This window comes from Streptomyces sp. NPDC004111 (assembly GCF_042874215.1).
In the GTDB taxonomy this organism is placed as follows: Bacteria; Actinomycetota; Actinomycetes; order Streptomycetales; family Streptomycetaceae; genus Streptomyces.
The window spans coordinates 50,044-72,841 of sequence record NZ_JBIAMU010000024.1 but is presented as its reverse complement, the minus strand read 5'-3'; the positions used below and the strand labels follow the sequence as shown (position 1 = coordinate 72,841).

Here is a 22,798-nt window from a genome sequence, read left to right as displayed (position 1 = left end):
CCGCCACCGGAAGGAGTCCTGCCCGTGCCCCTGCACCGAGCCACGCACCGCGCCGTCGACCCGGCGAGCCCGTACGACGACGTGTACGCGCTGCCCATCAGCGAGCGCGTCCTGCCCAAGTACCGGATCCCCGAGAAGGTTTCCGACGCCAGGGCCGTCCACGAGCTGATCCGCGGCGAGCTCGCCCTGGACGGCAACGCCTCGCAGAACCTCGCCACCTTCTGCACCACCTGGGCGGAGCCCGAGGTGCACGCGCTGATGGACGAGTGCCTCGACAAGAACATGATCGACAAGGACGAGTACCCGCAGACCGCCGAGATCGAGAACCGCTGCGTCCACATGCTCGCCGACCTGTGGAACTCGCCCCGGGGCGAAACCACCCTGGGCTGTTCCACCACCGGCTCCAGCGAGGCCTGCATGCTCGGCGGGCTCGCCCTCAAGTGGCGCTGGCGCAACCGCCGCACGGCCGAGGGCAAACCCACCGACCGCCCCAACATCGTGGCCGGCCCGGTGCAGGTGTGCTGGGAGAAGTTCGCCCGCTACTTCGACGTCGAACTGCGCCAGGTCCCCCTGGAGCCCGACGCGGTCGGCATGCGCGCCCACCAGCTGAAGGACTACGTCGACGAGAACACCATCGGCGTGGTCGCCATCCTCGGCGTCACCTTCACCTGCGCCTACGAACCCGTCGCGGAGATCGTCGCCGAGCTCGACCGCATCCAGGCCGAGACCGGGCTCGACATCCCCGTACACGTCGATGCGGCCAGCGGCGGCTTCCTCGCCCCGTTCCTCAGCCCCGAACTGGTCTGGGACTTCCGGCTGCCGCGCGTCGCCTCCATCAACTCCTCCGGCCACAAGTACGGCATGGCGCCGCTGGGGGTCGGCTGGGTGGTGTGGCGCTCCGCCGACCTGCTGCCCGACGACCTGGTCTTCCGCGTCGACTACCTCGGCGGCGACCTGCCCACCTTCGCCCTGAACTTCTCCCGTCCCGGCGGCGAGATCGTCGCCCAGTACTACAACCTGCTGCGCCTGGGCCGCGAGGGCTACCGCAAGGTGTACGAGGTGTGCGCGGCCACCGCCCACGCGCTCGCCCAACGGATCACGCGGGAGGGCCCGTTCACCGTCCTGTACGACGGACGAGGCGCACTGCCCGCCGTCTGCTGGCGGCTCACCGACCCGGCCACCGCCGGGTTCACCCTGTACGACCTGACCGACGAACTGCGCAAACGAGGCTGGCAGGTGCCCGCGTACCCGCTGCCCGCCGGGCGCGCGGACACCGTCGTCCAGCGGGTCCTGGTGCGCCACGGCACCAGCCACAACACGATCGCGCTCCTCGCCGACGACCTCGGCAGGGCGGTCGGGACCCTCACCGCACGGGGCCCCGGCGGGCACGCGGCCGAGCAGTCGGGATTCCACCACTGAGCCACGGGCCCCCGGCCCACGGGCCCCGGGGCGCGGCTAGCCGGTCAGCGTCGGGATCTCCGTACGGCTGGTGATCCCGAGCTTGGCCAGGATGTGCTCGACGTGGGCGTCGGCCGTGCGTTTGGAGATGACCAGCCGCTCGGCGATCTCCCGGTTGGACAGGCCCTCGCCGATGAGCGCGGCCACCTCCCGCTCCCGGCGGGTCAGCGTGCCCGGGGTCGCGGGCGCGGCACGTCTGCCGCGCACCTCGGAGGGGGTGTCCGCGTCGGACCGCACCGCGGCCAGCACCTGGGTCCCGGTCAGCCGGCTGCCGACCGCGTACCAGGAGTCGAACCCGGCCTCGCCCAGCTCGGCGCGCAGCGCCGCCCGCGCCGAGTCCAGGGGCTTCTCCAGCAGCGGCGCCATCGCGGCGAACAGGTCCCCGCCCACCCGGGCGTGGTCGGCGTACCCCATCAGCCAGGCGGACCGGACGCACCGCTCCTCCCGTGCCGCGGCCCAGGAGAGCAGCAGGCAGCAGGTCGCGGCGAGCGGGATGTGGTCGATCTCGCTCGCCTTCTCCAGCGCCGTGCGCAGCGTCGCCGCGCTCTGCTCGTACTGCCCGTCGAGCCACAGCAGCAGCCCCATGACCGTCAGGATCGAACCGTGCAACTGCTGCCCGCCGCTCCCCTCCACCCTGGCCAGGCCGTCGGAGCACCACTCCAGCGCGGTCGGCAGGTCACCGAGGACGGCGGTGGCCAGGGCGCCCTCGTAGCACGCCGTGGTGTACCCGAGCGTGTCGTCGTCGGCCAGGATCAGCCGGCGGACCGCGTCCGCCCTCGACCGCCCCCCGGGGTCCTGCCGCAGCATGTCCAGGATGCTCAGCATCAGACCCGCGTAGTGGGCGACCCAGTCGATGCCGGTGCGCTCGGCGATCCGCCGGGCCTGCTCCAGCAGCGGGCGGCTCTTCTCGCCGCCCTCCTTGCGGGCCAGCGAAAGCCCCCTGCTGAGCAGGCCGAAAGCCTGTTCCTGGCACTCCTCCGTGACCAGGGCCAGGCCCTTCTCGATCCAGTAGCAGCCCTCCGAACTGGCCCCCGAGGAGCGCCAGTACGGCATCAGGTTGCTCGCGATGCGCAGTCCTTCGCGCGCCCGGCCGGGCGTGGAGTACGCGTACTCCATGGCGGCCCGCACATCGGCGTGCCGGGAGCGCAGCAGATGCAGGTGACCGGCCTGCGCGGAGGTGGCCAGCTCGTCCCAGTAGCGCTGGACGGCGTCGTGGTAGTACGCGAAGTGGCGGGCCCGCACCTGCGCGGTGCCGCCGGACTCGTCGAGCCAGTGCGCCCCGTACTCACGCAGGGTGTCGAGCAGCCGGTACTGGTCGGTCCCGGCGCTGTCGCGCTGCACCACGGACTTGTCGACGAGCGCGATCAGGTGCTGCAGCACCTCGCCCCTCGGCACCTCGTCACCGGCGCACACCTGCTCGGCCGCCTCCACCCCGAAGCCGCCCGCGAAGACGGAGAGCCGCGCCCACAGCAGGCGTTCGGCGGGCGAGCACAGCTCGTGCGACCAGCCGATCGCCGTCCGCAGCGTCTGGTGGCGGGCGAGCGCGCCCCGCCGCCCACCGGTCAGCACGTCGAAGCGCGCGTTGAGCCGGGCCGTCAGCTGGTCCAGCGGCAGGGCGCGCAGCCGCACCGCGGCCAGCTCCAGCGCCAGCGGAATGCCGTCCAGCCTGCGCACCAGCGACAGCACCTGCTCCTGGTCGGCGGCGGTGACCTCGAAACCCGGGCACGCGGCGGCGGCGCGCTGGGTGAACAGCCGCACCCCTTCCTCGTCGCACATCGGGGTCAGCGGCCAGCAGTGCTCCCCGGGCACGTCCAGCGGCTGCCTGCTGGTGGCCAGGACGGTGACGCCCGGGGCCTCCCGCAGCAGCACGTCCGAGAGCATCGCGCAGGCGTCGAGCAGGTGCTCGCAGGTGTCCAGGACGATCAGCAGCCGCCGGCCCCGCAGATGGGCGAGGACGGCGTCCACCACGTCGGACGGCTTCTGCCCGGTCTGCTCGGGGAGTTGGAGCGCACCGGCCAGGGTGGCGGGCAGCAGCTCCGGGTCGCGCAGCGCCGACAGCTCGACCAGCCAGATCCCGTCGGGAAACGCGTCGGTGAGACCGGCCGCCGCGGTCAGCGCGGTCCGGCTCTTGCCCACCCCGCCGGGACCGACGACCGTCACGATGCGGGCCTGGGCCAACAGGCCGCGGATCTGGCCGACTTCCTTCTCCCGGCCCACGAAACTGGTCAGTTCGTCCTGTAGCCGGCCGCCTTGCCGATGGCCGAAGCCGAAGCCCATGTCGCCCCGATCTGCCTCTCGTTCACTGCTCCGGGCCGAGTGGAGCCCGGGACCGGGAGCGAGTTTAGTGCCGGGGAGGCGGATCGTGCGGGGTGTTTGCACGTCCGGCCTGCGGCGGAGACCCCCGGGGGGTTCCCGGGAACCGGCATCTCCCGCGGGGCGCCGCGGCCCGCCCCGGGCACCGGCGCGGGCCCTCGTGCGGAGGTACGGGGGCACTCCCTCGGGCGGTCAGGAGAGGTGCCCGGACCGCCGCACGGTGACACTGACCCCATGAGCGACACCGACACGGGCACCGGGCCGGGCGGGGCCACGGAGCGCGCCCAGGACCGCAGGGGCGGGCCCGGACACCTGGTGCTGCTGGCGGTCGTCTTCACCGTCCCGGTGCTCAAGCTCGCCTGGACGCTCGGCGGCAGCGGCGCGGCCGGTGACGCCCTGGTCGCGATGGAGCCGGGCAACTGGCCCGACGTCCTCATCGGCATGCTCTTGAGCGACCCGCTGCTCGCCGCTGTGCTCGCCGTCACGGCCTCCCGCACCTCGTACGCCTACTTCGCGGCCCGCGGCGGCGCCCCTTCCCGCCCCGACGTGCCTCTCGCGCACGTCGCGGTCACGGCGACCGTGCTGCCCGCCACCTTCGGCCTGATCCTGGGCGCCTTCCACGGCTGGTGGTGGGGGACGGCGGTGGCGCTCGGCTCGCTGGCGCTGCGCCTGGGCGTGATCGCCGAGTACCGTACGGGCCGCCGCTCGCGCGGCGACGGCCGACGCGTCCGCACGGCGGCCACCACGTGGCAGCAGCGAGCCGCGGACGCCGCCCGGGTCGTGGCCCTGCTGCTCGCCGGACTCGTGCTGCCGGTCCTCGCGGTGATCGACGCACTGGACGGCCGGGCGTGGACCACCGTCGTCGAGTGCGACGTGAACACCGGCCGGGGGACCGGCCGGGACCGCCTGGTCGAGCTCCAGCGCAAGGGCGACGGCGTCGTCGGCTGGGACATCGAGGGCGGCCAGGTGGTCAACGGCAGCAACTGCGGCGTGCTGGAGGACAACGCGGTCCGCGCCCCGTGGTGGAACTCCTGAGCCGGTGGCTCCGGGGCGGGAAGCGGAACACGCCGCGGCGTCCGCCTCCCGGCCCGGGTCAGCTCCCCAGTAGGGCGGCCACCGTGGACAGCGGGTCCCACCGCGGGTCACGTCCGGTCAGCCGGTCCGCGACCCGTGCCCAGGCGGCCGGGTCCGTGCCGAGCCGTTCGCGGACGAGAGCGGCCAGTTCGGTGCGTGCGGCACCGGCCTGCGGCGGCGCGTCCGTGCGGCGGTCGGCCGCGTTGAGGAAGGCGAGCATCCGCGCGGCCGGGGCCGCCAGGTGCAGCAGGTCCGCACCGCTGAGCAGCCCCGCCGTGAGCAGGCCGTCGAGCTGTGTGGTGGGCGCACAGTGGTACTGGGTGCCCAGACCGTGCCCGGCCCGCTCGCGGGTGAGCGCGGCGTCCCCGGGCAGCCCGACCGCACCTGGCTCCGGCAGCAGCGCCGCGTGCCGCAGCCGCACCTCGTCCGGCACGTCCGCCGAGGTGACCACGTCGCCCCAGTACGGGAGGGGTTCTGCGGCGTGCGCGGCTTCGAGGGCCGCCCAGTCCACCGCCTCGCCGGGCGGGAGGGAGCCCATGACGGAGAGCGTCTGATGGGCGTACGTCGCCCTGCGCAGCTTCACGACGAGCTTCGCCGGAGCCAGCTCGCGGTCCAGGCGGGCCCGGAGCACCGACGCCGGGGAGTCCGACGCCAGGGCCTTCGCGCACACCGTGGTGGCGGCCCGCCCCAGCAGGTCGCGGCCCGCGATGCGGGCGAGCCGGTCGGGGCCGCCGTGTTCGAGCAGCCGCAGACAGCCCAGGAGCTGGTGGCCGAGCCCCAGCCGGGAGCCCTCGGCGGTGAGGATCTCCTCGATCAGGTCCGGTTCGGCCGAGCACAGCCACACCCGGCCACCGGCCGGACCCGCCGAACCGTCGGCCCGCCAGGCGGCCAGCACCCGGGCCCCCAGCGACGGCTGCCCGGAACCCGGGTCCGGCCGGGAGCGCGACACGATCCGGCGGACGGAGGGCCCGTGGTGCAGGCGTCGCAGCAGCACCAGGTCGATGTCCGGGTCGTCGAGGTCGGCGAGCCGCGCCGCCGAACCGTCGTCCAGCCAGCGGCACTGCTCGGCGAGTACCCGCAGTGCGGCGGGGTCGCGCCCGTCGAGCAGCCGGTCGAGCACGTGGCGGGGCGTGGTGACCTCGCGCAGCAGGTACGCGGCGAGGAGCCAGGGCCCGTCCGGGCCGAGCCGGGGAAGTACGGCGTCGACCACCTCGGGGTCCGCGAGACAGAGCAGGGTGCCCTCCGGCCAGGCCCACAGGTGGTTGCCCCGTGCGAGTAGCGCGATGGCCTCGTCGGGGGTGCGCGGCCGGGCAGTGTCGGGGAAGGGCCCCCGGTCCCGTGGCACGGCTGTTCCGGCCGGCACGGCTGCCCCGGCGGGCGGTGCCGCCGTGCCGCTGGCCGAGCCGTGGCCGGGTGTACGGGCGAGCCGCAACAGCTCCGCCCAGCTCGGCCCGTCGGCCGGAGCCGTGTCGCCGGACAGGGCGGCCCGGGTCGCCGTCGCGGCCAGCCGGAGCCACGCGTCGGGGTCGGTGCCGAGCTCCGCGCGCAGTCTGCGCGCCAGCGCGGCCCGCCACGCGTGGGCGAACGCCAGCCGCCGCCAGTCGTGGGGCAGCAGGAGCAGCCGGTGCGCGGGAAGCAGGGTGAGCAGCTCCTCGGCGGGCAGCACGCCCTGTGCGTAGGACTGCTCCGTGAGACGGGCGCTGTTGCCCTGGGTGGACGGGGGCCGTTCGCGGATCGCCGCCAGAGTGGGCGGTGCGTAGGCGTAACCGTCCTCGGACGCCGGGACCGAGTGGGACTCACAGGCGTCGGCGAACCAGTCCGGGGTGGCCAGTCCGGGCGCGTCCGCCCCGTCGTACGTGCTCAGTGCGCGCAGCACGTCCGGATCGTCTGGCAGCGGTGCCCCGGTGGGCGCGAGGGAGTACAGCAGGTCCAGGGCGGACAGGGCGAGCGACCGGTCCCGGCGCGGCATCGGAGGCCGGGACGGGGCATCGGACGGGCGGGGGCCCGGCACGGAGCGGCACTCGCCGTCGGCACGGGTGTCCGCTTGCGCCGTGCCCGGTGCGCGCGAACCCGGCCCGTGCGTGTCGCCGCCGTGGGAGCCACCTGCCTGCGTGTCTCCTGCCTCCGCGCGTACCTCTGGCGCCCCCGCCTCGACGGCTCCCGCGTCCCTCCGGACCCGTCCCGCCTCCGCGCCCGCCTCTGGCGGTTCCCCCTCGACTTCGACGGCTCCCGCGTCCGCCCGCACCCGTCCCGCCTCCGCGATCAACTCCGCGAGGGTTCCGGGGTGTTCGGGCAGCGCGGTGTCGAGGGCCGCCCAGGCGTGCGGGTGGTCGCCCAGGTGGGTTTCGGTGAGCGTTAGCAGCGCGGTGGCGCACTCCTCGGCCACGAGGTTCCGCTCGGCCAGCCGGGCCAGTGCCGCCACCGCGTGCACGGCGGGCCGTGCGGTGTGCACCAGCTCGGCCGCGTCGAGCAGTCCGGCGGCGGCCATGCCTTCCGCCCAGCGGGCGGCACTGTCGTCGAGCGGCTCCCGGGCCAGCCGTTCGGCGGGGGAGTCGCTGTTCCCGGCCCGGCGGCCCCCGGCCCGCCACGGCTCGTTGAGCACGCTCAGCCGGAACACCCGGCGCTGGGCGTCGCTCGCCGCCTCGTGCCGGGCCAGCTCCTCGCAGGCCTTGGGCATGAACGGCGTTGCCCCGTGGGCCGCGGTCAGCGCGTCGAGGTCGTGGGCGTACGGCTCGGACAGCAGGTCGCGCAGCGTGCTGGTGCCCCTGGCGGTGGCCAGCAGCTCGGGCAGGCGCGCGGGATCCTCGTACGGTTCGCACCGTGCGCGCAGCTCGCGCGCGGCGGAACGCGCGCGGCCGTCCTGGTCGGCACGGCCCGCGTCGTCGGCCCCGACACCGGACAAGGCCTCGCCCACCACGGCCGCGACCGGTCCGCTCACCGCCCCGGCCGCGAGCAGTGCCCGCACCGCGGACGGCCCGCACCGCTCCCAGACCCGCAACAGCGCGTACTGCTCCGCCACTTGGCGCACCCCGGACCGCAGTGCCGCGGCCACCAGGGAGGGATCGCCGGAGCCGAGCAGCGGCGCGAGCCAGGTCCTCGGCACGTCGCCGCGCGGCGCGGTCAGCTCCGCCCGCAGGGTCTCGTCCAGCGGAACCGTGTCGAGCCGGTGCGCGACGGTGCGGCGCAGCGACGGGGTGGCCCGCGGGTTCCGGTAGACGGCTGCCGCGACCTGCGGGTCCCCGACCGCCAACAGCCGGGCCAGGACACGGGAGTCGAGCCGGGGATGGCGGGCGAGGGCCGCGCGGACGCGGGAATCGCCGTGGTCCACGACCGCGTCCACGAGGGACCGCGCGGGCTGCGTGCCGCCTTCGAGCAGGTACGCCACCGCCCGTTCGGGAAGGGCGGCCAGCGCGACGGCCGCGTGGCCCGGATCCGTGTGCTCCAGCAGCATTCCGAGCGTGTCGTGCACACTGCGGGGCGCCGGAGCACGCAGTACGCCGCTGTCCGGTGCGGCCTCCGTCGCCCCGGTCGGGGGCAGTTCGGCGAGCAGCGCGGGCAGAGTGCCCCGATGGCCCCCGAGCGCGTCGTGCAGGGCACGCCAGAGACGCGGGTCGCCGCCCAGATGCTTTCCGGTCAACCGGCCCAGCAGCAGAGCGGTTTCGGCGTCGGCGCCCCCGGTGGCCGCGACCTTCGCCGCGACCGCGCGCGCCGGACGCGTATCCTCCACCACGCCAGGCGCACCGCCCTCGGCGACGCCTTCCGCGCGTCCGGCACTCCTTCGGCTCCCGATGCCCGTCGCCCGCCGCGCACCCCGGGCCGAACCGTCTTCGTCCGTACCGCCGTCGCCGACGATGGCCCGCAGCACGCGCTCGGCCGGCCCGGTCCCCCTACCCGTCACGATCATGCGATTCATGCTAGGTCCGACCACTGACAACGGCCGTGGGAGGCCCGGTCAGCGCAGGTCGTACCGCATGAGGACCCGAGGGTGCCCGGCCAGTTTCGACGTGGTGTCGGCGGCGTGGACGAAGCCGGCGCGCTCGAAGTTCTTCCGGATGCCCGCGTACGCCATCGTCAGGTCGACCTTCGCGTCGCCGCTGTCGAGCGGGTAGGCCTCGACGGCCGGTGCGCCCTGCGCGCGGGCGAACTCGACCGCGCCCGCGATCAGCGCGTGCGAGATGCCCCGCTTGCGGTGGCCGGGGCGGACCCGGACGCACCACAAGGACCAGACCGGCAGGTCGTCGACGTACGGGATCTTGCGGCTGCGGGCGAAGGAGGTGTCGGCGCGCGGTGCCACGGCCGCCCAGCCCACCGGTTCGTCACCGTCGTGGGCGAGCACGCCCGGCGGCGGCTGCTCCGCGCACAGCTCGGCCATGTGCGCGCCCCTGGCGGGCCCGCGCAGTCTGTTGTTGAGCGCGGACGGGATCCGGTAGCTGAGGCACCAGCAGACCGTGGCATCGGGAGACTTCGGGCCGAGTACGGCACGTACGTCCGCGAACTCCGAGGCCGGGCGCACTTCGATCGTCATGCCGCCACACTGCCACGGGCTCTCCCGCGCGGCACCGGGACCTCCGTGCCGGAATTCTCAGCGGGGGACCGGGGCCTCCGCACCACGTAGTCCTCAGGGCGGCACCGGCACCTCGCGCACCGGGTCCCCGCCGTCCAGGAACAGGCGCCCGCCCGGAGCGAGGGCTGCCGCGATCCGCCGCATCGCCGTGCGCCCGGTCTCGGGGTGACGGCCGTCGAGCGCACCGACCCGCACCGCGAAGACCAGGTCGAAGGGGCCCTCGTCCGGGGCGCACACGAAGTCCTCGACCGCCACCTGCCGCACCCGCAGCCGTCCCGCCGCGATCTCGGCGGCACAGGCGGCCTCCGCCAGGGCGACGGCCGTGGCCGACCGGTCGATGGCGAGGACGCTGCCGCTGTCCAGGCGCGCGGCGACGGCACGGGCGGCTGCCCCCGGCCCGCATCCGATCTCCAGAACCCTCAGGTGCGGTGCGAGGGGAAGGGCGTCCACGACTTCGGCGAGGCGACGCGACAGCGGCATGCTCCGACACTCGCACGCCGGCGGGCGAGGTGTCACCAGGGGCGGAAGCCCCCGTGGCAGCGGCGCGTCGGCCGGGGCCGCCCCGAGGGCCGGGCGCCGCCCCGTTCGGCCCGCCGCCCGCGTCCTGCGGTGCGGGCGGCGGGCCGCCTCAGCTTTTCGTACTCGCGGCCGTGGCCGGAGTCACGGGCCCGGCGGCCGGTTCGCGGCTCAGCGCCCCCGGCCACCACGCCTTCCGCCCGATGTCACGCACCAGCGCCGGGACGAGCAGCGAACGCACCACCAGGGTGTCCAGCAGCACACCGAAGGCGACGATGAACGCGATCTGCACCAGGAAGGCGAGCGGGATCACCACCAGTGCCGCGAACGTCGCCGCCAGGACGACACCCGCCGAGGTGATGACACCGCCGGTCGCGGTCAGCCCGCGCAGGATGCCCTCACGGGTGCCGTGCGTCAGCGACTCCTCCCGCACCCGCGACATCAGGAAGATGTTGTAGTCCACACCGAGTGCCACGAGGAACACGAACCCGTACAGCGGTACCGAGGAGTCAGTGCCGCTCATTCCCAGGGCGCGGAAGACCAGCGCCGAAATGCCCAGCGTGGCGACGAAGTTGAGGGCGACGGTCGCCACCAGGATCACCGGCATGAGCAGCGAACGCAGCAGCAGCGCGAGGATCACCAGGATGATCGCGAGCACCACCGGCACGATGACCTTCCGGTCGGCCGCGGCCGTCTGCTGGGTGTCGTACTGCTGCGCCGTGTAGCCGCCGACCAGGGCCTGCGCGTCGGGCACCGCGCGCACCGCGTCCCGCAGCCGGGCCACGGTGTCCTTCGCCGCGTCGCTGTCGGCCGCGTCCGCCAGGGTGGCGTCGATCCGCACCCGGCCGTCGGCCACCAGCGGCGGACCGCCGCCGGGGCGGCCGGACGCGGTCACCGCCTCGGCGTTCGCCACGCCCTTGGTCCCCTCGGCGGCGGCCTTCACCTCGGTCAGCCGGTCGGCGTCCGCGATGATGACCGCCGGGTTGCCGGAGCCGCCGGGGAAGTGCTTGCCGAGCGTCTGCTGGGCCGCGACGGACGGGGCGTCGTTGACGAAGATCTCGTCCAGCGGCACACCCCGGGAGGTGAGCATCGGGGCGAAGGCGGCGCAGGCCAGCAGGCCGGCGAGGGCGCAGACCCACACCTTGCGCGGCGCCCGGTCGACGAGCTCGGCGACCCGCTGCCACAGCCGGTGGCCACCCGCCCCGGACTCCTTCGGGTCCTTCGCGGTGTCCTCGCCCGCTGTGCGGGAGCCGGAATCCGCATCCACGTCGGCCGCGCCGCCGGCGGCCGGGCTGATCCCCGGCGTCGCCTTAGGCCGGGCGGGCCAGTACGCGGCCCGGCCCAGCAGCGCCAGGACCGCGGGCAGGAAGGTGAGGGCGCTCAGTACCGCGCAGACGATGCCGATCGCGCCGACCGGGCCCAGCGCCCGGTTGTTGGTGAGGTCGCTGAGCAGCAGCGCGAGCAGCCCCAGCGCGACGGTCGCCGCGCTCGCGGTGACCGGCCCGGCGGACTGCCGCAGCGCCGCCCGCACCGCCGTGTACCGGTCGTGGCCGGCCGCGAGCTCCTCCCGGAACCGGGCGGTCAGCAGGAGCGCGTAGTCGGTCGCCGCGCCGATGGTGAGGATCGACAGGATGCCCTGCACCTGGCCGTCCACCCGCACCACGTCGTGGTCGGCGAGCACGTACACCACCGCACTGGCCAGGCCGAGCGCGAACACCGCGCCGATGATGATGACGAGCGGCAGCAGCACGCTGCGGTACACCAGCAGCAGGATCACCAGGACCGCCAGCAGCGCCACCCCCAGCAGCAGACCGTCGATACCGGCGAACGCGCCCTTCAGGTCCGCCTGGCTGGCCGCGGGGCCCGCCAGTTCGGCCTTCGTCCCCGGCACCTGGTCAACGGCCGCCCTGATCCGGTCCAGCGTGGGCACCAGCCGGTCGCCCAGATCGGGGCGCAGCTGCACCACGCCCTGCAGCGCCCGGCCGTCCTTGGAGGCGAAGGCGGGGGAGGGCCGGCCGTCGATGCCCTCCGTCCCGTTCAGCGAGCCGAGCGCGCGCGTGGCGGCGGACCGCTCGCTCTCCCCGAGAGCGCCGCCCCCCTTCCCCGTCCAGACGACGACGGCGGGCAGGGTCTCGTCCTGCTGGAACGCCTTGCGGGCCTCGATGACCTGCGTGGACTCCGCGCTCTGCGGCAGGAAGGCGGCCTGGTCGTTGGTGGAGACCTGGCCCAGCTTTCCCGCGAACGGTCCCAGCCCTCCACCGACCCCCAGCCAGACGACCAGGAGGACGAGCGGAATCAGCCAGCGGGCGGTACGTGCGGGGGTGAACATCGCGCTCCCAAAGTCACGGGGGACATATCTCAAAGAAAAAGAATCTCAATGATTGAAGGATATTACGGCGCCGGTCGGGGCGCCGGAGCGGCGGGGGGAGGGTTCGGTTCAGCGGCGCGGCACGCGCAGTTCGCCCAGCTCGCCGTTGAGATCGGTCAGGAACCGCAGCACCAGGGCGAGTTCGTCGGAGTCGAAGCGCGCGCGGGTGCGTTCGGTCGCCTCGGCGAGCGGCATGAAGTGGCTGCGCGCCACGGACCGGGCGCTGTCCTGGTAGTGCAGATGCACCACCCGGCGGTCGGCGCTCTCCCGGGAGCGTCTGATGTGCCCGGCGCTCTCCAGCCGGTCGAGGCAGGCGGTCACCGCGCCGGACGTCAGGCCCAGGTGCTCGCGGAGCCGGCCGGGGGTCAGCGGGGTCTCGGAGTCCAGGATCGCGCCCAGCGCCTGGACATCGGTCGGGTGCAGGCTCTGCGCGGCGGCGAATCCGTGGGCCAGCCGGTTGATCTCGCCGTTCATCCGCCGCAGCTGCACCGCGAAGGCCTGGAGGTCCACGGCGCCCCCTGTTTCCCGAGCCGCCGGTGCACCCTCCGGCACGGGCTGCGCCTCTCGCGCGGTGTTTCGTTCATCTGTACCAGCCACGGGTCCAGCCTATGGGTGCGGGCCGGTCCGGCGGCTCACGGCCGCACTTCCCTGGCCTCGAAACCGTCCGCCCCGAGGACGAGGACGAAGGAGACCTGCTGTTCCGCCGAAAGGCTCCGGCACTCGCCCTCCAGGTCCTCCCGCCGGACCGGCACCGCGTCCTGCCAGCCGAGCGGGACGATCGAGCCCCGGCCGACGGAACGGTCCCACCACTCGACGAAACCTGTGCAGCGGTTGTCCATACCGGCTCCTTTCCCTCCGGGCCACGGCGGAACCCACCGCCCGGCCCCCTCGGCACGGCCGCGCGGCGCACCCGGCGGTGCCCGCCGCGGTCCACGCGCGCCGTCCCTGCTTCCGAGACTCGCGCGCGGCGGCCGTATCGGCCACACCGGCGTGCCGAACGGGCCGGTGCGCCGGCCCACTCCCGGGCGAGGTCAGGCGCGCCGGGCCAGCAGGTAGGCGCGGCGGGTGTCGGCCTCGTGGGCGTAGTGGCGGCGCTCCATGCGCATCTGAACGGCGAACCCGGCGGCCTCCAGCAGCTCCCCGACCCGCACCGGGTCGTGGAAGTGGAAGTCGACATCCACCTCGTGCCCCCACCACTCGTCCAGGTGCCGGGTCTCCTCACCGATGTGGAAGGCGAGCAGGAGCAGACCGCCGGGGCGCAGGACCCGCCGCGCCTCCGCGAGCGCCGTGGGCAGTTCGTCCGCGGAGAGGTGGATGAACGAGTAGAGGGCCACCGCCGCCCCGAACTCCCCGTCCCCGGCCGGGAGGGCGAGCAGGTCGCCGTTCCGGAACTCGACACCGGGGTAGCGGTTCCGGCCGGTCTCCAGCATTCCTTCGGACAGATCGATGCCGACCGTGTGCACGGGGTCCCGGGCCTCGGCGCCGGTACCGGCGGAGGCGAGGTGCGCCGCGATGTGCCCCGGCCCGCAGCCCAGGTCGGCCAGTGCGGTACCCGGCTCCGTCTGTTCCAGGAGGGCGGCGAGGAGGGCCCGGTCGAGCGGCTTGCCGGCCAGCTCGTCGTGCAGGCGCTTCGTGTACTCCTCGGCAACCGTGTCGTAGCTGCGGCGCACCGCGCCGTGCCGTATGTGATCACCCATGCGGGTCAGCATGCCAGGCGGGCCGGGCCCGGTCGTGGCGTTCGCGAGGACGCGGCGTCGGGGGCGGCCCGCGGGACCCGTCCGACGCGGCGCGGCACCCGTACGGTCCACCAGGACGCGCGCCCGGCCGGTTCCCGGGGCTCACTGGACAGGTGACAGCGCCCCCGGACGACTGCCTCGCGCGCAACGAGTGGATCTGCGGCGCCTATCTCTCCAGCCGCAGGGAGATCCTCGGCGAAGCGGTGCTCCAGCATCTCCAGCTCACGGTGGTGTCCGTGCTGCTCGGGCTGGTCGTCGCCGTTCCGCTGGCCCTCGCCGCGCGCCGCTGGCGCTGGGCCTCCGCACCGGTGCTCGGGCTGACGACGGTGCTCTACACGATCCCCTCGCTCGCGATGTTCTCGCTGCTCCTGCCGGTGTACGGGCTCTCCGCCTCGCTCGTGATCGCCGGCCTCGTCCTGTACTCGCTGACCCTGCTCGTCCGCAACCTCCTGGCGGGCCTGCGCGCGGTGCCGGAGGAGACCCGGCAGGCGGCCCGCGGCATGGGGTACGGGCCCGTCCGGCTGCTGCTCGCCGTCGAGCTGCCGCTGGCCCTGCCCGCCGCCATGGCCGGACTGCGCATCGCCACCGTCTCGGCGGTCTCCCTCGTCACCGTGGGCGCGATCGTCGGCCACGGCGGACTCGGCAACCTCATCTACACGGGGATGAACACCTACTTCAAGGCGCAGGTCCTCACCGCCTCGGTGCTCTGCGTGCTCATCGCCATCGCCGCCGACCTCCTGCTGCTCGGCGTACAGCGCCTGCTCACCCCCTGGACGCGCGTATGAACACCCTCTCCGAGGCCTGGGACTGGCTGACCGACGCCGCGCACTGGCACGGCGACGGCGGCATCCTCGGCCGCCTCGGCGAACACCTCTTCCTCACCGTGGTGTGCCTGCTGCTGAGCTGTCTCATCGCGCTGCCCGTCGCCCTGGTCCTCGGACACCTCGGCAGGGGCGGGGCGCTCGCCGTCAACATCTCCAACGTCGGCCGGGCCGTGCCCACCTTCGCCGTCCTGGTGCTCCTGCTGCTCACCCCGCTGGGGTCCAAGGGGGAGTGGCCGACGATCATCGCGCTGGTGCTGTTCGCCGTGCCGCCGCTGCTCACCAACGCCTACGTCGGCATGCGCGGTGTCGACCGGGACATCGTCCGGGCCGCGAACGGCATGGGCATGACGGGACGACAGGTGATGTTTCACGTGGAACTGCCGCTCGCCCTGCCGATGATCCTGACCGGGGTGCGCATCGCCGCCGTCCAGCTCGTGGCGACCGCGACGCTCGCCGCGCTGGCGGGCGGCGGCGGACTCGGCCGGATCATCACCGCGGGCTTCAACCTGGCCAGCACCCCGCAGGTGGTGGCGGGCGCGGTCCTGGTCGCCGTGTTCGCGCTGCTGGTGGAGGGAATCTTCGAAGTGGCCCAGAGATTCGCTCCCGAGTGGGCCAGGGGGCGGGCCGGATGAGCCGCCACCACCCCGCGGGTCCCCGCTCCCGTCCGTCCGGCCGCCACCGCGGCGGGCGCACGGCCGCTACGGGTCGCCACTGGTGCGCGACCGGGCTGCTGCTCCTCGCCCTTACTGGCTGCACCACCGGGCCCTCATTGGAGAACCAGGGGGAGATCACCGCCGAGCCGGGCGACAGCCACGACCTCACCATCGGCTCGGCCGGATTCACCGAGAGCGACGTCCTCGCCCAGATGTACGCGCTGCTCCTGGAGAAGGCCGGCTACCGCACCACCCTCCTGTCCGTCACCAACCGGGAACTGTACGAACCCGCCCTGGAGAGCGGTCAGATCGACGTCGTCCCGGAGTACGCGGCCACCTTCGCCGACTGGCTGAACGCCAAGAAGAACGGCGCGGACGCCACCCCCGTCGGCTCGCCCGACCTCGCCGCCACCATGAAGGCACTGCGCGCACTGGCGGAGCCGCGCGGGCTCACCGTCCTCGCCCCCGGCCGGGCCGTCGACCAGAACGCCTTCGCCGTGGCGGCCTCCTACGCCCGCGAGCACCGTCTGAGGACCCTCAGCGACCTGGGGAGGTCCAAGCTGCCCGTGCGGCTCGCGGCGGGCGACGAGTGCGTCCAGCGGCCGTACTGCGAACCCGGGCTGAAGAAGACGTACGGCATCGACATCACCGCGGTCGACCCCAAGGGCGTCGGCACCACCCCCGCCAAGCAGGCCGTGCAGAGCGGCCAGGACCAGATGGTGCTCACCACGACCACCGACGCCACCCTGGACGCCTTCGGCCTGGTGATCCTGAAGGACGACAAGCACCTCCAGAACGCCGACTACATCGTGCCCGTGGTGAACAGGGCGAGGGCGGGATCGCCCGGTGTCGTCAAGGCGCTGGACAAGCTCAACACCGTACTGACCACCGAGGACCTGGCCTCCCTGAACCAGCAGGTGGACAGCTGGCGGCGGCTGCCGCAGGACGTCGCGCGGTCCTACCTGGAGTCCAAGCGGCTCATCTGAATGAGCCGCTCCGCGTCGTCCAGGGCCAGCCGCGCGGCCAGGATGCGGTCGTGGACACCGAAGGGGTCCGGCGGCTCCAGCTCCGGGGCGGGCTTCTCCTCGGCCTCCCGGCGAACCGTCTTCCGCTCCGCGAGGTCGGAGTCCCTGGCCTGTTCGAGGGAGTTGATGACCACGCCGATCAGCAGGTTCACCAGCAGGAACGAATTCAGCAGCACGTACGAGCCGAAGTAGGCCAGCGACCACGGCGAGATGAGCAGCCCGGTGTGCACCGCGTCGCCCAGGCCGTCCAGCGACATCAGGATGAACAGGGTGACCACCGCCCGCCCCAGCGACCCGTAGTGCTGGGGGTCGGCGGCGCCGAAGCACAGCCAGCCCACCATCGCGTACACGTACAGCAGCAGCGTGCCGACCATCAGGAAACTGACCGTGCCCGGCAGGCACTTGCCCAGCGCGGTGACGATGACCCGCAGCTGGGGCAGGAACCGGGCGGTGCGCAGCACCCGGAAGAGCCGCAGCAGCCGCAGCAGCGTCGTGTTGTCCCCGGTGACCGGGAGGAAGGCGAAGAGGACCACGGCGGCGTCGAAGACGTTCCAGGGGTTGCGGAAGAACTCCCGGGGACGGTCGGCGTGGGCCGCCAGCCGCAGCAGGCTCTCGCAGGTGAACAGCGCCAGGAAGCAGCTCTCCAGCACCGCGAGCGGCTCCTGCCAGCGCTGCGCGAGACCCGAGTACGTCTCCACGCCGAGCAGGACCGCGTTGCCGAGGATGGCGGCCATCACCGCGACGGAGAACCAGCGCGCGTCCACCAGGAGGGAGGCCCTCGCCGCCAGAGCCCTGCGCCGGCCCGCGCGCACGGAGGCGGAGACGCGAATACTGCGATGCATGTGGTTCATGAGGTCGAATCCACCCGGCGTGAGGCATGAGAAAGCGGAACGGGAACTGCGGAGGCTGAGCTGCGAGAAGGAAGGGTCGAGGACGAGTGCTGTCCCCAGCTCTGTCCGGACGCCCCACGCCTCACACCTGGCTCACCGGTTCTCACCGCTGGGGCGGACAAGCCGCACATCTGCGCGGATTGGCCGCCCGGCCGGGCTCCCCCGCGCCGGCTACGCGTCGGCCACCGAGTCGAACTCCACCTGGTCGCGGGGGAGGCCCTGCATGTCCGCGTCCACCGAGCGCCGCAACGCCTCGTGCAGCTTCCCCGGCGTCAGTACGCCGACCAGTCGCGCCCCGTCCAGTACCGCGACCCACCCCGCGTCCCACTGGAGCATCTCGCTGAACGCGTGCTTCAGCGGCGAGCCGACCGGGACCCAGGCGTTCATCCGCCGCGCCAGCTCACCGACGGTTCCGCTCTGCCCGGCCAGGGCCAGGTCCTCCGTGGAGACCCAGCCGTGCAGCTCGCCCCGCTCGTTGAGGACGACCGCCCAGCGGGCGCCCTCCGCGCGCAGCCGGGCCGCCGCCGGGGCCACCGGCTCATCCAGCCGGGCGCGCGGCGGCTCCTCCAGGTCGTCCTGCTCGATGGTGGTGACCGACAGCCGCTTCAGCCCCCGGTCGGCGCCCACGAACTGCGCCACATAGGCGGTGGCCGGGGCGCCGAGCACCGAGGCGGGGGTGTCGAACTGCTCGATGCGGCCCTGCCCGTAGACCGCGATCCGGTCGCCCATCCGGACCGCTTCCTCGATGTCGTGGGTGACCAGCAGGACCGTCTTGCGGACGGTGGCCTGGAGGCTCAGGAACTCGTCCTGGAGCCGTTCGCGGACCACCGGGTCGACGGCGCCGAAGGGTTCGTCCATGAGGAGGACGGGCGGGTCGGCGGCCAGGGCGCGGGCGACGCCGACGCGCTGGCGCTGGCCGCCGGAGAGCTGCTCGGGGTAGCGGGAGCCGTAGACGGAGGGGTCGAGGCCGACCAGGTCGAGGAGTTCGGCGGCCCGCGCACGGGCCTTCGCCTTCTGCCAGCCGGTCAGGAAGGGGACGGTCGCGGTGTTGTCGAGGATCGTGCGGTGCGGGAAGAGGCCCACCTGCTGGATGACGTACCCGATGCGGCGGCGCAGCTTCACCGGGTCGACGCCGGAGATGTCCTCGCCGTCCATCAGGATGCGGCCCGAGGTCGGTTCGATGAGCCGGTTCACCATCATCATCGTGGTCGTCTTGCCGCAGCCGGACGGCCCCACCAGGGTCACCAGCTCGCCCTCGGCGACCTCGAAGGACAGGTCGTCGACGGCGGTGGTGCCGTCCGGATACACCTTGCTGACCTGCTCGAACCGGATCATGTACCCACGCTAGGAGCGCCGGGGACGCGGCGCACACGGGCCGGGACTGTCCGGGTGGGCGGCTCGGGTCCGGGCGGCCGCCGGGGGCGTTCCGCACCGGCGGAAGGGGGTGTGCTCAACTGGGCGGCAACGAACGCAACAGGAGCAAGCAGGAGCAAGCGTGACCAGTTACCGCCAGCCCGGCACCGTCCTCACCGACCACCGCTTCACCGTGCCCCTCGACCACGCGAACCCCTCCGGAGAGCAGATCGAGCTGTACGCGCGCGAGGTGGTGGCCGCGGACCGCGCGGACGCCGACCTCCCGTGGCTGGTCTACCTGGAGGGCGGCCCCGGCTTCGGTGCCCGCCGCTTCGTCGGCCGGCAGGCCTGGCTCGGCAGGGCGCTCCAGGAGTTCCGGGTCCTGCTCCTGGACCAGCGCGGCACCGGCCTGTCCACCCCGGCCAACCGGCAGACCCTCCCGCTGCGCGGCGGCCCCTGCGAACAGGCCGACTACCTGGCCCACTTCCGCGCCGACTCCATCGTCCGCGACTGCGAGACCGTCCGCCCGCTGCTGACCGGCGGCGCCCCCTGGACCGTGCTCGGCCAGAGCTTCGGCGGATTCTGCGCCACCCACTACCTCTCCACCGCCCCCGAGGGCCTGCGCACCGTCCTCATCACCGGCGGACTCCCCTCGCTGCACGCGGACGCGGCGGAGGTCTACCGGGCCGCGTACCCGCGCGTGGAGCGCAAGGTCGCCGCGCACTACGCGCGCTACCCGCAGGACGTCGAACGGGCCCGGGAGATCGCCGCCCACCTGGCGGAGCACCGGACCGTCACCCCGGGCGGCCACCTCCTGACCCCCGAGGCGTTCCAGTCCCTGGGCATCGTGCTCGGCGGCGGCGACGGCACCCACACGCTGCACCACCTCCTGGAGAACGCCTTCGTCCGCACCCCGCAGGGGCCCGCGCTCTCGGACGCCTTCCTGGAGGCCGCCCAGTCCGCGCTCTCCTTCGCGGGCCACCCCCTGTACGCCCTGCTGCACGAGTCGCTGTACGGGCAGGGGCCCGAGCCCACCGCCTGGGGCGCCGAGCGGGTGCGCGCCGAGTTCCCCCGCTTCGACGCCGGGGCGGCGCTCGCCGGGAGCGGGCCGCTGCTGTTCACCGGCGAGACCATCCACCCCTGGCACTTCGACTGTGACCCCGCGCTGCGCCCGCTGCGGGAGACCGCCGAACTCCTCGCCGCCCGCACCGACTGGCCGCCCCTGTACGACACCGCCCGCCTCGCCGCCAACGAGGTCCCGGTGGCCGCGGCCGTCTACCACGACGACATGTACGTCGACACCGCCCACTCGCTGGAGACCGCCCGCGCCATCCGCGGCCTGCGGACCTGGGTCACCGACGAGTACGAGCACGACGGGCTGCGGGCGAGCGGTCCGCGCGTGCTGGACCGGCTGCTGGCCCTGGCCCGCGGCGAACTCTGACGACGGGCCGCGACGGAACGACGGGGTCCGGCTCGGCGGGTCGAAGCGGAAGGGGCGGTTCGGCCCGCCACCTGCGGCGGAGCGGTGAACTCCGGCCTCCCGCGCAGGGATTGATGTCAGTTCCTGCACCTATCCTGCCCGTATGACCACAGTATCGCCGTTCCATCAGCTGCAGCCCATGCCCGAGGACTGGCACCGTGCCCTGGCCGTCGTCGCGCACCCCGACGACCTGGAGTACGGCTGCGCGGCGGCCGTCGCCGCCTGGACGGACGCGGGGCGCGAGGTGACGTACGTCCTCGCCAGCCGCGGCGAGGCGGGCATCGACACCCTGGAGCCGGCCAAGTGCGGCCCGCTGCGCGAGCAGGAGCAGCGGGCCAGCGCCGCCGTCGTCGGGGTCTCCGCGGTGGAGTTCCTGGACCACCGGGACGGGGTGATCGAGTACGGTCCGGCACTGCGCCGGGACATCTCCGCCGCCATCCGCAGGCACCGGCCCGAACTGGTCATCACCCTCAACCACCGCGACACCTGGGGCACCAGCGTCTGGAACACCCCCGACCACCTCGCCGTCGGCCGTGCCACCCTGGACGCGGCCGGGGACGCGGGCAACCGGTGGATCTTCCCCGAGCTGGCCGAGCAGGGCCTGCAGCCCTGGGACGGGGTGCGCTGGGTCGCGGTGGCGGGCACCGTCTCGCCCACCCACGCCGTCGACGCGCGGCCGGGCCTGGAGCGCTCGGTGTGCTCCCTGCTCGAACACCGGGCGTACATCGAGGCGCTGACCGACGAGGATCCCGAGCAGTACTGCCGCGGCTTCCTGACCGCGAACGTCATGGCGGCCGCCGACCGCTTCGGGGGCATTCCGGCGGTTCCCTTCGAGGTCTTCGCCCGCTGAGCGCACGCCCGGCCGCCACCGGGCGCCCGTAGGCGCTCGGGGGACGGCCGGGACCTCCTGGTACATGCGGCGCACACCCACGGCCTCCGGCTCCCGCGACTCACTCCTCTGTCACATCGCAGCACCTTGGCACGTTGTGCCACTCGGGCATAGGGTGGCATGCGTAGGAGTCGCCGGAGAAGCAGGGAGTGCCTCATGCCCCGTACCTACCTCGTCACCGGGTCCGCGTCCGGCATCGGCAGGGCGGTCGCCGAACGGCTCCAGGGCCAGGGGCACACCGTCATCGGCGCCGACCTCGGGGGCGCGGACATCGAGGCCGACCTCGCCACCGCCGACGGGCGCGCCGCCCTGGTCACGCGTGCGGGCGAACTCTCCGGCGGCAGGCTCGACGCCGTCGTCGCCTGCGCGGGGGTCGCCGCCTTCGACCCGCTGACCGTCCGGGTCAACCACTTCGGCGCCGTCGCCACGCTGGAGGGCCTGCGTCCGCTGCTCGCCGCCGCGGACGCCCCGCGTGCCGTCGTCGTCTCCTCGGTGGCCTCCGTGCACCCGGTCGACGACGAACTGGTCGAGGCCGCCCTGTCCGGGGACGAGGGCGCGGCCGTCGCCGCCGCCGAGGCCGCCGTGGAGCGCGGCGAGGGGCGCGTCATCTACGGCTCGACCAAGCGGTCCGTCGCCCGCTGGGTGCGCCGTACGGCCGTCACCGAGGAGTGGGCCGCCGCCGGCATCACCCTCAACGCGATCGGCCCCGGCACCGTCGTCACCCCGATGACCCGGCCGATGCTCGACGACCCCGAGGCGCGCGCGGTCGTCGACACCGCCGTCCCCATGCCGCTGAACGGCCACGCCGCCCCCGAGCAGGTCGCCCCGCTGCTGGACTGGCTGACCGGCGCCGAGAACACCCATGTCACCGGGCAGGTCGTCTTCGTGGACGGCGGCGCGGACGCCGTCCTGCGCGGCGACGGGACCTGGTGAGGCGCGGGCCCCGCGCGGCCCCCGGCCCCGCCCCCGACGCGGTGGCCGGTGGCGGACCCCGGGCCCGCACAGGCACTTCCAAAGCGAACCCAAGGAGTTGAGGACATGACCGCGCGACCGCGCAAGCTCGTCCGTACCGCAGTCGTCACCGCCGACCCGGCCCGGGTCTGGGACCTGGTCGGCGACTTCGGCGGCCTCGCCGACTGGCACCCGCACGTGCCGCCGTCCACGATCGAGGACGGCGCCGACCCGCGACTGCCGGGTGCCGTCCGGGTGTTCACCCTGGACGGCAGGGTGGTGGCGCGCGAGCGGCTGCTCGCCCGCGAGGCGGAGGCGATGTCGTACACCTACACCGTGCTCGACCCGATGCTGCCCATCGACGCCTACGTGGCCACGCTCGCGGTACGTCCGCACGCCGACGGCGCCGAACTGGTCTGGGCCGCGGACTACAGCGCGGCGGACGAGGCCGTCGCGCAGGTCGAGGAGATCTTCGGGGACGGCACCTACGGCAGCGGCCTGGCGGCCCTGCGGGAGAAGTTCGGCCGGGCCTGACCCGCGCCGCCGCCCATGGCTCCGCCCGCGCGGCGGCCCTCCTCCCGGGAGAGGGCCGCCGCGCTTCGCCATGTCCGGGCCCGGCGGCCGACCGGGAGCCGCGAGCCCTTCCCGAGGGGGCAAGCGACCGCTTAGTATGCGCACGCACGGTACCGCCGACAACAGCGCGT

19 protein-coding genes are annotated in these 22,798 nt (G+C 74.1%); 9 read left to right on the top strand and 10 right to left on the bottom strand.

The genetic code is table 11. From position 1 onward, the window contains the following. Positions 1-24 precede the first annotated feature (24 nt). Complete coding sequence (locus tag ACFYVL_RS36700; protein WP_389252866.1) at positions 25-1,419, top strand: glutamate decarboxylase; 1,395 nt, start codon at positions 25-27, stop codon at positions 1,417-1,419. 36 nt (positions 1,420-1,455) lie between these two features. Here the strand turns inward: ACFYVL_RS36700 and ACFYVL_RS36695 are convergent, their stop codons facing one another. Beyond that, the gene (locus ACFYVL_RS36695) at positions 1,456-3,735 is read right to left on the bottom strand and encodes an ATP-binding protein (RefSeq protein WP_389252864.1); all 2,280 of its coding nucleotides are present in this window, start codon (positions 3,733-3,735) and stop codon (positions 1,456-1,458) included. Between the two features lie 270 nt (positions 3,736-4,005). Between ACFYVL_RS36695 and ACFYVL_RS36690 the strand changes: the two genes are divergently transcribed. Then, complete coding sequence (locus ACFYVL_RS36690) at positions 4,006-4,806, top strand: hypothetical protein (RefSeq protein WP_389252862.1); 801 nt, start codon at positions 4,006-4,008, stop codon at positions 4,804-4,806. Between the two features lie 58 nt (positions 4,807-4,864). Here the strand turns inward: ACFYVL_RS36690 and ACFYVL_RS36685 are convergent, their stop codons facing one another. The 7 genes from ACFYVL_RS36685 to ACFYVL_RS36655 form a co-directional block, all read right to left on the bottom strand. Then, positions 4,865-8,749 carry a hypothetical protein gene (locus ACFYVL_RS36685; RefSeq protein WP_389252860.1) on the bottom strand — a complete coding sequence of 1,295 codons (3,885 nt, stop codon included), beginning with the start codon at positions 8,747-8,749 and terminating at the stop codon, positions 4,865-4,867. A 48-nt stretch (positions 8,750-8,797) separates the two neighbouring features. Beyond that, positions 8,798-9,370: a GNAT family N-acetyltransferase gene (locus tag ACFYVL_RS36680; protein WP_389252858.1), complete on the bottom strand. Its 573-nt coding sequence runs from the start codon at positions 9,368-9,370 to the stop codon at positions 8,798-8,800. Positions 9,371-9,463: 93 nt separating this feature from the next. Next, positions 9,464-9,889, bottom strand: coding sequence for an SAM-dependent methyltransferase (locus ACFYVL_RS36675; protein WP_389252856.1), 426 nt, complete (start codon positions 9,887-9,889; stop codon positions 9,464-9,466). A gap of 148 nt (positions 9,890-10,037) precedes the next feature. Continuing rightward, positions 10,038-12,254 carry an MMPL family transporter gene (locus ACFYVL_RS36670; RefSeq protein WP_389252854.1) on the bottom strand — a complete coding sequence of 739 codons (2,217 nt, stop codon included), beginning with the start codon at positions 12,252-12,254 and terminating at the stop codon, positions 10,038-10,040. Positions 12,255-12,362: 108 nt separating this feature from the next. After that, positions 12,363-12,845 (bottom strand): MarR family winged helix-turn-helix transcriptional regulator, encoded by a 483-nt coding sequence (locus tag ACFYVL_RS36665; protein WP_389253026.1) that lies wholly within the window; start codon positions 12,843-12,845, stop codon positions 12,363-12,365. A gap of 80 nt (positions 12,846-12,925) precedes the next feature. Continuing rightward, positions 12,926-13,132 carry a cold shock domain-containing protein gene (locus tag ACFYVL_RS36660; protein ID WP_389252852.1) on the bottom strand — a complete coding sequence of 69 codons (207 nt, stop codon included), beginning with the start codon at positions 13,130-13,132 and terminating at the stop codon, positions 12,926-12,928. Between the two features lie 192 nt (positions 13,133-13,324). Next, positions 13,325-13,990, bottom strand: a complete 666-nt coding sequence (locus ACFYVL_RS36655) for a methyltransferase domain-containing protein (RefSeq protein WP_389252850.1) — start codon at positions 13,988-13,990, stop codon at positions 13,325-13,327. A 152-nt stretch (positions 13,991-14,142) separates the two neighbouring features. Between ACFYVL_RS36655 and ACFYVL_RS36650 the strand changes: the two genes are divergently transcribed. The 3 genes from ACFYVL_RS36650 to ACFYVL_RS36640 are packed head-to-tail and all read left to right on the top strand — an operon-like array spanning position 14,143 to position 16,492. Further along, positions 14,143-14,814, top strand: coding sequence for an ABC transporter permease (locus tag ACFYVL_RS36650; protein WP_389252848.1), 672 nt, complete (start codon positions 14,143-14,145; stop codon positions 14,812-14,814). Beyond that, positions 14,811-15,485 carry an ABC transporter permease gene (locus ACFYVL_RS36645; RefSeq protein ID WP_389252846.1) on the top strand — a complete coding sequence of 225 codons (675 nt, stop codon included), beginning with the start codon at positions 14,811-14,813 and terminating at the stop codon, positions 15,483-15,485. Before ACFYVL_RS36650 ends, ACFYVL_RS36645 begins: the two co-directional genes overlap by 4 nt. After that, the gene (locus ACFYVL_RS36640) at positions 15,482-16,492 is read left to right on the top strand and encodes an ABC transporter substrate-binding protein (protein ID WP_389252844.1); all 1,011 of its coding nucleotides are present in this window, start codon (positions 15,482-15,484) and stop codon (positions 16,490-16,492) included. Before ACFYVL_RS36645 ends, ACFYVL_RS36640 begins: the two co-directional genes overlap by 4 nt. Here ACFYVL_RS36640 and ACFYVL_RS36635 read toward each other — a convergent pair. Beyond that, positions 16,465-17,382: an ion transporter gene (locus tag ACFYVL_RS36635; protein WP_389252842.1), complete on the bottom strand. Its 918-nt coding sequence runs from the start codon at positions 17,380-17,382 to the stop codon at positions 16,465-16,467. The genes ACFYVL_RS36640 and ACFYVL_RS36635 overlap by 28 nt on opposite strands. A gap of 210 nt (positions 17,383-17,592) precedes the next feature. After that, positions 17,593-18,756: an ABC transporter ATP-binding protein gene (locus tag ACFYVL_RS36630; protein ID WP_389252840.1), complete on the bottom strand. Its 1,164-nt coding sequence runs from the start codon at positions 18,754-18,756 to the stop codon at positions 17,593-17,595. A gap of 160 nt (positions 18,757-18,916) precedes the next feature. Between ACFYVL_RS36630 and ACFYVL_RS36625 the strand changes: the two genes are divergently transcribed. From ACFYVL_RS36625 to ACFYVL_RS36610, 4 genes are all read left to right on the top strand, one after another. Then, the gene (locus ACFYVL_RS36625) at positions 18,917-20,215 is read left to right on the top strand and encodes an alpha/beta fold hydrolase (protein WP_389252838.1); all 1,299 of its coding nucleotides are present in this window, start codon (positions 18,917-18,919) and stop codon (positions 20,213-20,215) included. Positions 20,216-20,357: 142 nt separating this feature from the next. Further along, entirely contained in the window at positions 20,358-21,104 is a 747-nt protein-coding gene (locus ACFYVL_RS36620) for a PIG-L deacetylase family protein (protein ID WP_389252836.1), read from the top strand. Positions 21,105-21,299: 195 nt separating this feature from the next. Beyond that, positions 21,300-22,076, top strand: coding sequence for an SDR family oxidoreductase (locus ACFYVL_RS36615; protein ID WP_389252835.1), 777 nt, complete (start codon positions 21,300-21,302; stop codon positions 22,074-22,076). 105 nt (positions 22,077-22,181) lie between these two features. Continuing rightward, complete coding sequence (locus ACFYVL_RS36610; RefSeq protein ID WP_389252833.1) at positions 22,182-22,628, top strand: SRPBCC family protein; 447 nt, start codon at positions 22,182-22,184, stop codon at positions 22,626-22,628. Positions 22,629-22,798 lie beyond the last annotated feature (170 nt).

What these genes read in the sequence shown, in the direction of transcription:
- ACFYVL_RS36695 (WP_389252864.1), bottom strand. Translation starts at nt 3,735, where the DNA reads ATGGGCTTCGGCTTCGGCCATCGGCAAGGCGGCCGGCTACAGGACGAA.
- ACFYVL_RS36690 (WP_389252862.1), top strand. Translation starts at nt 4,006, where the DNA reads ATGAGCGACACCGACACGGGCACCGGGCCGGGCGGGGCCACGGAGCGC.
- ACFYVL_RS36685 (WP_389252860.1), bottom strand. Translation starts at nt 8,749, where the DNA reads ATGATCGTGACGGGTAGGGGGACCGGGCCGGCCGAGCGCGTGCTGCGG.
- ACFYVL_RS36680 (WP_389252858.1), bottom strand. Translation starts at nt 9,370, where the DNA reads ATGACGATCGAAGTGCGCCCGGCCTCGGAGTTCGCGGACGTACGTGCC.
- ACFYVL_RS36675 (WP_389252856.1), bottom strand. Translation starts at nt 9,889, where the DNA reads ATGCCGCTGTCGCGTCGCCTCGCCGAAGTCGTGGACGCCCTTCCCCTC.
- ACFYVL_RS36670 (WP_389252854.1), bottom strand. Translation starts at nt 12,254, where the DNA reads ATGTTCACCCCCGCACGTACCGCCCGCTGGCTGATTCCGCTCGTCCTC.
- ACFYVL_RS36660 (WP_389252852.1), bottom strand. Translation starts at nt 13,132, where the DNA reads ATGGACAACCGCTGCACAGGTTTCGTCGAGTGGTGGGACCGTTCCGTC.
- ACFYVL_RS36655 (WP_389252850.1), bottom strand. Translation starts at nt 13,990, where the DNA reads ATGGGTGATCACATACGGCACGGCGCGGTGCGCCGCAGCTACGACACG.
- ACFYVL_RS36645 (WP_389252846.1), top strand. Translation starts at nt 14,811, where the DNA reads ATGAACACCCTCTCCGAGGCCTGGGACTGGCTGACCGACGCCGCGCAC.
- ACFYVL_RS36640 (WP_389252844.1), top strand. Translation starts at nt 15,482, where the DNA reads ATGAGCCGCCACCACCCCGCGGGTCCCCGCTCCCGTCCGTCCGGCCGC.
- ACFYVL_RS36635 (WP_389252842.1), bottom strand. Translation starts at nt 17,382, where the DNA reads ATGAACCACATGCATCGCAGTATTCGCGTCTCCGCCTCCGTGCGCGCG.
- ACFYVL_RS36630 (WP_389252840.1), bottom strand. Translation starts at nt 18,756, where the DNA reads ATGATCCGGTTCGAGCAGGTCAGCAAGGTGTATCCGGACGGCACCACC.
- ACFYVL_RS36620 (WP_389252836.1), top strand. Translation starts at nt 20,358, where the DNA reads ATGACCACAGTATCGCCGTTCCATCAGCTGCAGCCCATGCCCGAGGAC.
- ACFYVL_RS36615 (WP_389252835.1), top strand. Translation starts at nt 21,300, where the DNA reads ATGCCCCGTACCTACCTCGTCACCGGGTCCGCGTCCGGCATCGGCAGG.
- ACFYVL_RS36610 (WP_389252833.1), top strand. Translation starts at nt 22,182, where the DNA reads ATGACCGCGCGACCGCGCAAGCTCGTCCGTACCGCAGTCGTCACCGCC.